Annotated in this window: 10 protein-coding genes and 1 pseudogene; 4 read left to right on the forward strand and 7 right to left on the reverse strand. The window is 66.4% G+C overall.

The genetic code is table 11. The features are described from left to right. The first annotated feature begins 1 nt into the window (after nt 1). Complete coding sequence (locus ACIPK7_RS11635; RefSeq protein WP_081519088.1) at nt 2-1,426, forward strand: cbb3-type cytochrome c oxidase subunit I; 1,425 nt, start codon at nt 2-4, stop codon at nt 1,424-1,426. Nucleotides 1,427-1,658: 232 nt separating this feature from the next. Continuing rightward, entirely contained in the window at nt 1,659-3,506 is a 1,848-nt protein-coding gene (locus tag ACIPK7_RS11640) for a nitric oxide reductase activation protein NorD (RefSeq protein ID WP_401087794.1), read from the forward strand. Between the two features lie 121 nt (nt 3,507-3,627). Here the strand turns inward: ACIPK7_RS11640 and ACIPK7_RS11645 are convergent, their stop codons facing one another. From ACIPK7_RS11645 to nirK, 6 genes are all read right to left on the reverse strand, one after another. Continuing rightward, nucleotides 3,628-3,810: a protein DnrP gene (locus ACIPK7_RS11645; protein ID WP_401087795.1), complete on the reverse strand. Its 183-nt coding sequence runs from the start codon at nt 3,808-3,810 to the stop codon at nt 3,628-3,630. Between the two features lie 3 nt (nt 3,811-3,813). Continuing rightward, the gene (locus ACIPK7_RS11650) at nt 3,814-4,497 is read right to left on the reverse strand and encodes a Crp/Fnr family transcriptional regulator (RefSeq protein WP_192435521.1); all 684 of its coding nucleotides are present in this window, start codon (nt 4,495-4,497) and stop codon (nt 3,814-3,816) included. Nucleotides 4,498-4,605: 108 nt separating this feature from the next. Beyond that, a complete protein-coding gene (gene ytfE / locus ACIPK7_RS11655; RefSeq protein ID WP_401087797.1) occupies nt 4,606-5,277 on the reverse strand; it encodes an iron-sulfur cluster repair protein YtfE in 672 nt (223 codons plus the stop codon). 96 nt (nt 5,278-5,373) lie between these two features. Next, on the reverse strand, nt 5,374-6,102 hold the full coding sequence (locus tag ACIPK7_RS11660) for a Crp/Fnr family transcriptional regulator (RefSeq protein ID WP_401087799.1): 729 nt from the start codon (nt 6,100-6,102) through the stop codon (nt 5,374-5,376). 65 nt (nt 6,103-6,167) lie between these two features. Further along, complete coding sequence (locus tag ACIPK7_RS11665; RefSeq protein ID WP_192435461.1) at nt 6,168-6,980, reverse strand: SUMF1/EgtB/PvdO family nonheme iron enzyme; 813 nt, start codon at nt 6,978-6,980, stop codon at nt 6,168-6,170. Between the two features lie 66 nt (nt 6,981-7,046). Next, nucleotides 7,047-8,138, reverse strand: coding sequence for a copper-containing nitrite reductase (nirK, locus tag ACIPK7_RS11670; RefSeq protein WP_401087823.1), 1,092 nt, complete (start codon nt 8,136-8,138; stop codon nt 7,047-7,049). Between the two features lie 303 nt (nt 8,139-8,441). Here nirK and ACIPK7_RS11675 point away from each other — a divergent pair, with 303 nt between their 5' ends. After that, complete coding sequence (locus tag ACIPK7_RS11675; protein WP_401087801.1) at nt 8,442-10,619, forward strand: outer membrane assembly lipoprotein YfiO; 2,178 nt, start codon at nt 8,442-8,444, stop codon at nt 10,617-10,619. A gap of 5 nt (nt 10,620-10,624) precedes the next feature. After that, on the forward strand, nt 10,625-11,332 hold the full coding sequence (locus ACIPK7_RS11680) for a DUF3142 domain-containing protein (protein WP_401087803.1): 708 nt from the start codon (nt 10,625-10,627) through the stop codon (nt 11,330-11,332). Between the two features lie 334 nt (nt 11,333-11,666). Here ACIPK7_RS11680 and ACIPK7_RS11685 read toward each other — a convergent pair. Then, nucleotides 11,667-11,805: pseudogene (locus ACIPK7_RS11685) on the reverse strand (IS110 family transposase); the annotation flags it as partial.

Raw genomic sequence — 11,805 nt, forward strand, 5'->3', positions numbered from 1 at the left:
CATGAACCCGGGCAATCCCTATCTGAAATTCGCCTCGCAGTCGGTGGCCAAGCCGTACTTCGTGTTCGCCCTGATGCTCTTCGTCGGACAGATCGTCTTCGGGCTGATCATGGGCATGCAGTACGTGGTCGGTGACTTCCTGTTCCCGGCGATCCCCTTCAACGTCGCGCGGATGGTGCACACCAACCTGCTGATCGTCTGGCTGCTGTTCGCCTTCATGGGCGCGGCCTACTACCTGATCCCCGAAGAGGCCGACCGCGAGCTGTACAGCCCGAAACTGGCCATCGTGCTGTTCTGGGTGTTCGCCATCGCCGGCGTGCTGACCATCCTGGGCTACCTGTTGGTGCCCTACGCGGGCCTGGCGAAGCTGACCCACAACGAGCTGCTGCCGACCATGGGCCGGGAGTTCCTCGAGCAGCCGACGATCACCAAGATGGGCATCGTGGTGGTGGCGCTGGGCTTCCTCTTCAACATCGGCATGACCATGTTGAAAGGCCGCAAGACCGCCGTCAGCGTGGTGATGATGACCGGCCTTGTAGGCCTGGCGGTGTTCTTCCTGTTCTCCTTCTACAACCCGGAAAACCTGTCCCGCGACAAGTACTACTGGTGGTGGGTCGTGCACCTGTGGGTGGAAGGCGTGTGGGAACTGATCATGGGCGCGATGCTGGCCTTCGTGCTGATCAAGATCACCGGCGTCGACCGCGAGGTCGTGGAGAAATGGCTCTACGTGATCATCGCCATGGCCCTGATCACCGGCATCATCGGCACCGGCCACCACTTCTTCTGGATCGGCGCGCCGCAGGTCTGGCTGTGGCTGGGTTCGATCTTCTCCGCGCTGGAGCCGCTGCCGTTCTTCGCCATGGTGCTGTTCGCCTTCAACATGGTGAACCGTCGTCGCCGCGAGCACCCGAACAAGGCCGCCGCGCTGTGGGCGCTGGGCACCACCGTGACCGCCTTCCTTGGCGCCGGCGTGTGGGGCTTCCTGCACACCCTGGCTCCGGTGAACTACTACACCCACGGCTCGCAGCTCACCGCCGCCCACGGCCACCTGGCCTTCTACGGCGCCTACGCGATGATCGTCATGACCATGATCAGCTACGCCATGCCGCGCCTGCGGGGCATCGGCGAAGCGCCTGACGCCCGTGCACAGAGCCTGGAGATCTGGGGCTTCTGGCTGATGACCATCTCCATGCTGCTGATCACCCTGATGCTCACCGCCGCCGGCATCGTCCAGGTCTGGCTGCAGCGCATGCCCGCCGATGGCGCCGCGATGCCGTTCATGGCCACTGTCGACCAGCTGAAGATCTTCTTCTGGCTGCGCCTGTACTCCGGTGTTGGTTTCTTCATCGGGCTGATCTGCTACCTGCTGAGCTTCCGCCAGCGCGGCCGCGTGGCCGTTGCTTCCGGCGCGGCTCAGGTGAGCTGATCGATACCGTCCACCCGGGCCCGTCCGCTTTGCGGCGGGCCTTTTTTGCGCAAGTTTCAGGATGACTCTTGATCGTCCATTGGCACGATCTACTCCCTCTCCCTTTGGGAGAGGGCGGGGGTGAGGGTAGCGCCCAGCGCTGGAGAGGCCGGTAGCACCCTCACCCTAACCCTCTCCCACAGGGAGAGGGGACCGTCCGTGCTACGGCATATCTCAATCGCGGAGCCCAGCCATGACCATCCACCTCGAAATCGAAGAAAGCTTCGGTCGCGTCTGGCACCGCTTCATCACGCGCCGCGCCAGCCCGGAGTTCGAAGAGGCAGCCGTCAGCCTGGAGGACGTGCGGCGCAGTCTGCTGCTGCTGTTCCGCGGCACCGGCGGCGAGGCCGGGGTCGGCGTGGAAGCGGCCAGCGCCCGCGAACTGCTGGTGCGCCGCAGCCTGCTGCAGCAGGTGGCCGGCACTTGCCAGCAATTGCCGGTGGCCTGGTTCGACGCCGATTCCCTGCGCCTGCCCGCGCAACTGACGGTGTACCCCGACGCCGAACTGAACCGCGAACTCTACCGCTGGCTGGCGCTGCTCGCGGCCCATAGCCAGCCGATGTGCCACTGGGCGCGCGACAACCAGGCCTGGACCTGCGCCGTGCTGGAGCGCTACCCGCTGCTGCGCCCGCGCTACCGTCGACTGGTGGAAGCGCTGCTGAGCCTGCGGCCCGATACCGGTGACCTGCCGCCTGCCGAGGCGCAGCTGGAGCGGGCGCTGCAACGAGCGCTGCGCGATCCGGGCAGCGTCGAGCGCCTGCCACGCAGTGAAAAAGCACCCTGGCCAGTGCCGCTGTGGCTCTACCCGCCGCAACGCCTGGCGGCGCCGCAGCACACCGACCTGATCGATGGCGACGAGCACGCCCGCTCCGCCCACAGCGAAGCCAAGGGCCTGGCACGCAAGCGCGCCGAGCGGGTCGAGCAGGACCCCGGCCGCGGAGGTCTGCTGCTGTTCCGCCTGGAAAACCTGTTCAGCTGGTCCGAGCACATCGAACTGGATCGCGCCGGCGACGACAGCGAGGACCTGGACGCAGCGAAGGTTGCCGACGACCTCGATCACCTGAGCATGTCCCGACAACGGCAGAAGAAGGGCGGAGGGCTGAAGCTTGACCTCGACTTGCCGGCCGCCGACTACGACGACGTGCCGCTGGGCGAGGGTATTCGCCTGCCGGAATGGGACTACCGCCGCCAGCAACTGATCGACGAGCACGTCTGCCTGCAGTTGATGCTGCCGCGCGACGCGGAACCTGCGCCGCTGCCCGACTCCCTGGCGCCGATAGCGCGGCGCTTGCGCCGTCAGTTCGAGAGCCTGCGCCAGCAACCACAGTGGCTGCGCCGGCAACCCCAGGGCGCGGAGCTGGACCTGGAAGCCTGGCTGGACTTCAGCGTCGAGCGGCGCCTCGGCGCCTGCAGTGAGCCCGGGCTGTTCCTCGAGCGCCGGCAGACCCGCCGCGACCTCGCGTGCCTGCTGCTGGCGGACCTGTCGATGTCCACCGACGCGCACATCGACGATGACCACCGGGTGATCGATCTGATCAGCGACAGCCTGCTGCTGTTCGGCGAGGCGCTGCAGGCGGTGGGGGATCGTTTCGCGCTGTACGGGTTCTCCTCGCTGCGTCGCCAGCAGGTGCGCCTGACCCAGCTGAAGACCTTCGACGAGCGCCACAACGATGTGGTGCGCGGGCGCATCCGCGCCCTGCGGCCGGGCTACTACACGCGCATGGGCGCGGCGATCCGCCAAGCCACGCAGCTTTTGCTGGAGCGTAAGGAGCGCCAGCGGGTGCTGCTGATCCTCACCGACGGCAAGCCCAATGACCTGGACCTGTATGAGGGGCGCTACGGCATCGAGGACACGCGCCAGGCCGTGCTCGAAGCCCGTCGCGCGGGGCTGGTGCCGTTCTGCATCACCATCGACCGCGAGGCCGCGGACTACCTGCCGCACCTGTTCGGTAGTCAGGGCTATCTGCTGATCAACAATCCGGCGCAGCTGCCGGTGCAGTTGCCGCAGCTCTACCGGCAGCTCACCCGCCGGCAGGGGTAACGACGTTTTTGTGTAGGAGCGAGCTTGCTCGCGAACCGAACCCCGCAGCGGGCCTGCTTCGCGAGCGAGGACTGGGCGTTCCCGTCGGTCCTACGAAAAGCAAAAGCGGATTGGAGGGAGTTCAGCGCGGCAACCAGACCATCATCACCCCGCAGAACACCGCGAGAATGGCGCAATACCAGGCGAAGCGCCGCAGCCGGCGCTGCTTCGCCAGTTCCTGATCCACCGGCAGGGGCATCCCGCATTGCGGGCATTCCGCAGCGTCCTCGGGGCTCTCTTGCTGGCAGTACAGGCACTGGCGCATGGCTTACTCGAACTGTTCCAGCCGCGCGACGTCGAGCACCTGCACCGTGCGGCCATTGAGGTCGATGATCTTCTCGTCGATCAGACGCCGCAGCACGCGGGAGAAAGTCTCCGGCTGGATCGACAGGTGCCCGGCCACCAGTTGCTTGGCCATCGGCAGCTCGAAGCGGCTGTCCTGGTTGCCATGGCGGTTGAGCTGGGTGATCAGGTAGCGCACCACGCGGTGGGTGGAGTTCTTCAGCGACAGCGTCTCGATCTCGTTGATCCGCCGGTGCAGGCGTACGCAGAGGGTGGCGAGCAGGGAGAAGGGCAACTGCGGGTTGCTGTGCAGCAACTCCATGTAGGTGCGGTTGGCGAAGCGGTAAACCTGCGTGGGTTCCAGCGCCTGGGCCGAGGCCACGTAGTCGGAGGTGTCCATCAGCATCATGGCTTCGGCGAAGGTCTGCCGGCTGCCGACGACCTCCAGCACCTTTTCCTGTCCCTCCGGTGTCAAACGGTAGATCTTCACCGCCCCGGAAATCACGAAGTAGAAGCAATGCGCGGGCTCCCCCTGAAGGAACAGCTTGTCGCCTTTTTCCAGGTTGAGCAGCGTGCTGGTAGCGAGCAGTTGTTCCAGCTGTTCTTCGTTGAGCACGTTGAACAGATGGTGGCCGCACAGAATCTGGTGGTGGACGCGATGCGCGAGCATGGCGGAGCGCTCCTGGGCGGGGACGATCCCGCCAGTATGCGCGATGCCGCTGGGTGGCGTGGTGAGACAAGCTGTCACTGGTCGCCCTCCTGGCTCCCGGTCCGGCACTCAGGCCGGGTGGTTGGCGCCCAGGAACAGCAGGTTGTTCTCCAGGTGGATGTGCTGCATCAGGTCGCGGCGCAGTTCTTCCAGGCCAATGTAGAGGCGGCGCCAGCTGTTGCAGCCGTCCGCCGGCACGGTGAGGTCGTCGGTCAGGTCGGCCAGCGCGGCAAGGGACTGCGAGTGTTCGTCGTGCTCATGGCGCATCACGCCGATCGGGCCCTGCACGTGGGTCAGCGGGATGCCCTGGCGCAGCCAGGGGAACAGCACGCTTTCCTCCTTGCACATGTGCCATTCCAGTTCTTCCTGCATCTGCTTCAGGTGCGCGGTCAGCCCGGCGGGGCATTGCGGATGCGCGGCGTGGGTCTTCTCGACCCGCTCAGCCAGCGGGATCAGCGCCGGTAATTGCTCGCGGTGGACCTTGTGATAGCGCTCGAGGATGTGGTCGATCAGCTGGTCGTTGCTGCTCAGGCGCCAGTCGGTCTGATCGTTGGCGGGGGGCAGCGACTGTAGTTCGGCGGCGATGCGCTGGGCGTCGAGGCCCTGTTCGCTGGCGGCTTCGGCCAGGCTGCGCTGGCCGGCGCAGCAGAAGTCGAGCTTGTAGTCGTGGAACAGCGCGGAGCTGCCCGGCAGGCTGAAGGCCAGGTCGCTCAGGGTGCGCTCGGTGAGGTTGTCGGTCATGGCGGGCCTCGGGTGGAGTGGGGCACGGCGGCCGCAGTCGTCGTGGCGGTGGTGGTGAGTCTAGGGAAATGGGCGCGCCGCTCTCCTTGATTGCAGTCAAGCGCCGTCGTGCGCCACTTCCCGCTCGTCGCCACCGGCCACCCGCATCAGTTGCTGCGGGTCGCACACCAGCAGCTTCTGCCGGCCACCGACCACCAGGCCGCGGTCTTCCCAGGCGCTGAGGATGCGCGAGACGGTGTGCAGGGTGGTGCCGGTCATCTCGGCGATGTCCTGGCGGGTGACCGGGAAATCGATACGGATGCCGTCGGCCTCCGGTCGGCCGGACTGCTGCACCAGGCGCAGCACGGTGTGGGCGACGCGCCGTTCGACCTCTTCGGTAGCCAATTCGCAGAAGCGCACGTGGGCTTCCTGCAGGCGCTCGCCGATGGCCTGCACGGTGTTCAGGGCGAAGCCGGGGTGGCGGGCGAGCAGGGGTTCCCACTGGCCGGTGGGCCAGGCCAGGACCAGGCTGTCCTGGCTGGCCGTGGCGGTCGCGGGGTAGTCGCGCCGGCCGAGGGCGCGGACGAAGCCGAACAGATCGCCCGGATTGACCACGCGCACCAGCACGCGCTGGCCGTCGCCGGTGAGCTGGGTGGCTTTCAGCCGGCCGTGCACCAGCAGGTAGAAGCTGGTCGCTGGCGAGCCTTGCTCGAACACGGCCACACCACTGCTCAGGCGCAGGATGCTGGCCTGGCGGAGGATGTCGTCCTGTTCCTCGCGGCTGCTGTTGGCAAATGGCGGCAAGCTACCCAGCCAGGCGCGGTTCAGCGAGATATCAGCGGTCACGGCAGTGATTCCCGTCGGTTCGCCGCAGCATAACGGTTAAGCGCTGCGGCGAAACTTGAGGGGAATCAAGGGATGTCTCTGACCAGGCGGAAGCCGAGGTTATCCGGTGGCTGGCCGGCGCTGCAGCCGCCGCCGCGGGCATCGCGGACGAAATCGTTGATCGCCGCGCGGTGACGCCCTTCGGCAATGCGGATCGAGCAGTACTCGGCGCGGTGAGTCTGGGCGCCCTGGGCGTCGAGGTTGACCCGCTGGTGGCAGCTCTGGGTCCATTCCCAGACGTTGCCGCCCAGGTCAGCCACGCCGTACTCGTTGAGCCCGTGGTTGCCACGCGCTTGGGGTAGCGCCGAGGCGCTGGTGCGGGTTTCCGCTTCCAGACGATAGCGCGCCAGCCAGCGCCGGGCGGGGTTGCTGCCATCGTCGTCTTCGATGCGCAGGGCATCGTCGGCCCAGCGCGTGCCGGCGAAGAAGGCCCACTCGCGGTCGGTGGGCAGCCGCCACTGCTGGCCGGTGCGCCGCGACAGCCAGTCGGCGTACAGCTGCGCGTCCAGCAGGCTGGCACCGGTCAGCGGCAGGTCGTCGCGGGGAGCGCTGTTGTCCAGTGCCAGGCAATCGCCCTCGGCTACGCAGCGGGCGTATTCGCCCTGGCTGACCTGGAATTTCATGACTTCAAAGCGCGGGGCGAGGTGTTCACGCTGCGACGGCGCATCCACTGCCTGTTTCTCCAGCCAGTAGTCGCCCGCCGGGCGGAAGTCGAAGTCGCGGGGTTCGAGCCGCACGGTTTGCGGCGCGAGTTCCGGTGCGTACTGCGGCCGTAGCAGGAGGAAGGCCCCGCCCAGCAGCAGTGCGACGGGGACGCCGATCAGGAGGGTCTTGCGCATGGTTGGCCCGGTCGCCCGTATCGTTTACTGGGTAAGGGCCGGCCCGGGAGGGGCCGGCCTCGGGGCTTACTTGATCGCAGTCGGCGGCTGGATCTGGCTCATCAGGTCGTTGTTCCATTGGCCTTCGACCTGGATGTGCGCCGCGGCGCCCAGCAGCACAGCCTCGATGAGGTTGTGGTTGAGGTAGGTGTACAGGCCCGGCTGCAGGAAGGTGTACAGCGCAGCGCCGGCCGCGCCGCCTGGGATGAACCAGGTTTCCAGGTCTTCCTCCGGCGGGTTGTGGAACTTGCCGGTGGCCCAGACGTGGTCGCCATGGCCGCCGATGAGGTGCGGGCGGGTATCGCGGTTGGCCTGGGAGTGGACGATCAGCACGGTCTCGCCGACGTTGGCCTTGAGCGCGTTCTTGCCGGTGAGGGCGCCGACCTTGCCGTTGAACACGATGTGACTGGGGATCAGTCCCTTCATGACTTCCTGCATGTCGTTGTAGCTTTCCATCGGCGTGCCGTAGCGCTTGAACTTGCCGTCCTTGTCGCGCGGGACGTAGTAGTCCTGCTCGCCGATGTAGACCACCTTGTCGTACTTCAGGGACTTGCCTTCGCGGTCCTTCAGGCCGTCGCGCGGCAGCACCATGATCGCGCCGTTCATGCCCGAGACCACGTGCCAGGGGATCATCGCGCCGCCCGGCGCGCAGTGGTAGACGAACACGCCGGGACGGGTGGCCTTGAAGCGCAGCTTCACTTCCTCGCCGGGCTGGATGAGGGTCAGCGCGCCGCCGCCCAGGGCGCCGGTGGAGGCATGGAAGTCGATGTTGTGGGTCAGGGTGTTGGTCGCCGGGTTGACCAGGGTGAGCTCCAGGTAGTCGTCCTGGTGTACCACCATCATCGGGCCGGGCACCGAGCCGTTGAAGGTCATGGCGTGGATCTCGGTGCCATCGTCGTCGATGACCAGCTTCTTCTCCTCGATCACCATGCGGAACTGCACGACCTTGGGCTTGCCCTTGGCACGCTGTTCGTGGGCGTGGACGAAGGGCGGAGCGACCAGCTCGATCTGGACGTGCTCCAGCTTCGAGAGGTCCGCGGCCGCACCCATGTTCTTCGGCGCGGCCTCCCCGTCAGCCAAGGCCTTGCCGCTGCCGAGCATGCTGCCGGTAACGCCCAGTACTACGGCGCCGGCCAGCAGGGTGCGGCGGGAAAGCGAAATCTCTTCCTGATCAAACATGGGTAACTCTCCGTAATCGATGAACTGTCGTTGGCTACAGAAATACCCGGTCGGCAAATTCCTTCTTTGAGCCGGAACAAAGAAGGAATCAGCTGGACAACGTGTCGCAGGCTCTGCTGTGCGGTAGATCGCGTTTACAGTCTTGTACCCATGCGGGCGGGCAAGAGTGGACGCGGCGAGGTAAGATTCTCCCTGCTCTGATTTCCGGCCCGGCGTGCGGGCTCCAACGGACAAGGATCATTCATGCGTCTGTACGGACTGACCCTGCTGGCCCTGATCACCGGCTGCCTTGGCGTGCAGGAAGCGCGCGCGAGCAGCGACGACTCCTGCTACCCGAGCTGGAACCTCAAGCGTGATTCTCTGGACGTGTGCAACAGCCTGCCGTTCCTGAGCCCGGGCAACGACAGCCGGGTCAACCTGCAGCTGCTGCTGGCCGACGCGGGCCAGGCCAGCATTCCCAACCGCGCGCTGACCGACGATGAGCAGCAACTGGGCTACGGCCAGGTGCCGTTCCCGCTGGCGCGCTGGCTGGAAGGCGCCGCGCCCGGTGATTCGACCGACAGCGCCAGCGGAGCCAGCACCGCGCCGCTGGCCGACCTCGCCGCGCGCATCGGCCTGCCGGCGGATGCCGTGCAGTCCTCCGCCGACAGCTTCGCCAGCGGTGAAGGCAGCCGCTGCCGCAGCAACAACGCCGGCACCGCCCAGGACTTCCTCAGCCAGCTGCTGCTGGTCGACAGCCTTTCCGCCGGCGAACGCCAGGGCCTGGCCCGTGCGCGCCTGACCCTGCTGGGCGCCTGCCAGTGGGACGAAACCCAGCTCAGCGTGCTGCTGCCGGGTGACCTGCAGAACGCGCAGGCCAAGGCCTACCGCAGCTATCTCAAGGGCGCCGCGGACTTCTACAGCGGGCGCTTCGGCGACGCGCTGAAATCCTTCCGCGCCCTGCAGGACAGCGACCAGCCCTGGTTGAAGGAAACCTCGCGCTACATGGTCGCCCGCGCCCTGCTCAATCAGGCGCAGCAGAACGCCTTCGACGAGATGGGCTACCCGGACCTGCGCAAGGTGGACAAGAAGATCCTCGCCCAGGCCGAAACCGCCCTGGGCGACTACCTCAAGGCTTATCCACAGGGTCGGTACAGTGCTTCGGCCCAGGGCCTGACGCGCCGCGTTTACTGGCTGATGAGCGATGAGAGCCGGCTGGCCGGTGAGTACTCCGAGCTGTTTGCCCGCGAGGACGCCGACGATCTCGCCCAACTGGTGCAGGAAGTCGACAACAAGCTGCTGGTCACCGCCCACCCGGCCGATGTGCGCGACGCACGCCTGCTGGCGGTGCTCGACCTGATGCAGATGCGCCACCACGAACCCAACGAGCCTCGCGCCCTCGACGCCGCCGGCCTGGCGGCGCAGAAGGACCTGTTCGCGAAGTACCCTGGCCTGCACGACTACCTGACAGCCGCCTACCTGCTGTACGTCGAGGAAAAGCCTGCCGAAGCGCTGAAATTCCTGCCCGAGGAACTGCCGGCCAAGCTCGACTACCTCGCCTTCAGCCAGCAGACCCTGCGCGGTTTTGCCCTAGAGGCCGGCAACGACTGGATCGCCGCGGAGAAACTCTGGCTGCGCCTGCTGCCGCTGGCCGAGCAGCCGCTGCAGCGCGATCAACTGGAGCTGGCGCTGGCTTTCAACTACGAGCGCAGCGACCGCCTGGTGAAGGTCTTCGCCGAAGGCTCGCCGGTGCATACGCCGATCATTCGCGAGATTCTCCTGCGCCACGTCGCCGGCCCTGACCTGCTGCGCCAGCAAGCCAAATCCACCAGCATCTCGGTGGAGGAGCGCGATACCGCGCTGTTCGCGCTGCTCTACAAGGACCTGCTGCACGGCCAGTACCAGGCCTATATCGACGATCTCGCGCTATTGCCCACTGACGGCAGCGGCAAGCCGCTAGGCGCCAGCATCGGCTACCTCTACGGCAGCATGCCGCTGTCGCTGTTCCAGTGGCCGGGCGGCAAGAACGACAGCGGCTACGAATGCCCGGCGATCGTCGACGTTGCCCGTGACCTGCTGCAGAACCCGCAGCCGCCCAAGGCGCTGAACTGCCTCGGGGAATTCATCCTGCGCAACGGCCTGGACGGCTTCCCGCTGGATACCCAGCCCAGCGAGCGCGAGCTGGGCGGCGGCGAATCGCTGTTCGCCGGTACGCCCTACTCGCGCATGGACGGCTACCTCAAGGTCATCGCCGACAAGCAGGCCGTGGAGGAGGACCGCGCTTACGCGCTGTTCCGCGCCATCAACTGTTTCGCCCCCAGTGGCTACAACGGCTGCGGAAGCCAGGACATCGCCCCGTCGCAGCGCAAGCAGTGGTTCCGCACCCTCAAGGGCCAGTACTCCGCCACGCCCTGGGCGAAATCGCTGAAGTACTACTGGTAAGCGCCGTGCGGCGCGTGTTGGCCCTGGCGCTGGCGTTGCTCGCGAGCAACGCCCCGGCGGCCGGAGTGGACGCCGCGAACCACGATGCCTTCTGGCTCTGGAGCGGTGTTGCGCCCCAGCCCGTGCTGGCCCATGCGCGCACCCTCTATGTGCTGCAGGGGCAGGTCAGCGCGCCGCGCTACAGCGATGGCCGCGCGCGACTGATCGCCCAGGGCATCGCCATCCCGCGCCTGAAGCAGGGCGAGGTCTGGGTGGTCTACCGCGCCCATACCTTGCGCTGGAGCGAAGACATCTACCGCACCCTCCTCTCGCAACTGCGCCGCTGGCGCGCTGCGGGCAATCCAGTGGTCGGCGTGCAGATCGATTTCGATGCGCGCACGCGCTATCTGCACGAGTACGTCGACTTCCTGCAGGACCTGCGCACGCGTCTCCCCAAGGACTGCAAACTGAGCATCACCGGGCTCATGGACTGGGGCAGCAACGCTGCGCCTGAAACCATCAACCGTCTGGCCGGCGTGGTGGACGAAGTGGTGGTGCAGACCTACCAGGGGCGCCAGACCATCCCCAACTACCAGGCTTACCTGCCGCGCGTGGCGCGGCTGCAGCTGCCTTTCCGCATCGGGCTGGCGCAGTACGGGGAATGGCAGGCACCGGCCTACCTGGCGAAGAGCCGGTGGTTCAGGGGGTATGTGGTGTTCCTGCAGAACCCTTAGCAGCGCAGGTCGGAATTGGGCAGGGCGGATAACCCGTTCCGGGTTATGCGCCCTACGGTCGGCAGATTCGGTGATATGGATGCGCGCGTGGCCGATCGCGAACGGAGCCCGCTCCTACGCGGTGTTGGGCTTTGGGTAGGAGCAACTGTCTTTCACTGGTAGTTCCGTGTTTGTGCTTTCTCCCTCACCCCAGCCCTCCCTCAGGGAGAGGGAGCAAATCGTGCCGGCTGACGCTGTGGGTTCATCCGGCACCGAACGGTCCCCTCTCCCCCTGGGAGAGGGTTAGGGTGAGGGCCGATCCGAGCACAGATCTATCCGGTAGGAGCAACTGTCTTCACACGGCACCTGTCCTCCAACTGGTGCCGTCTCTCACCATCACGTTGATCCGCACGATCAGTACGCGCATGCATGCCACTAATGCGACCTTCGGGCACCGCCCCTTGTCCCGTAGTTTTTGGTAGCGATCAGCAAAC

Source organism: Pseudomonas sp. NPDC086581 (assembly GCF_044746165.1).
Classification (GTDB): domain Bacteria; phylum Pseudomonadota; class Gammaproteobacteria; order Pseudomonadales; family Pseudomonadaceae; genus Pseudomonas.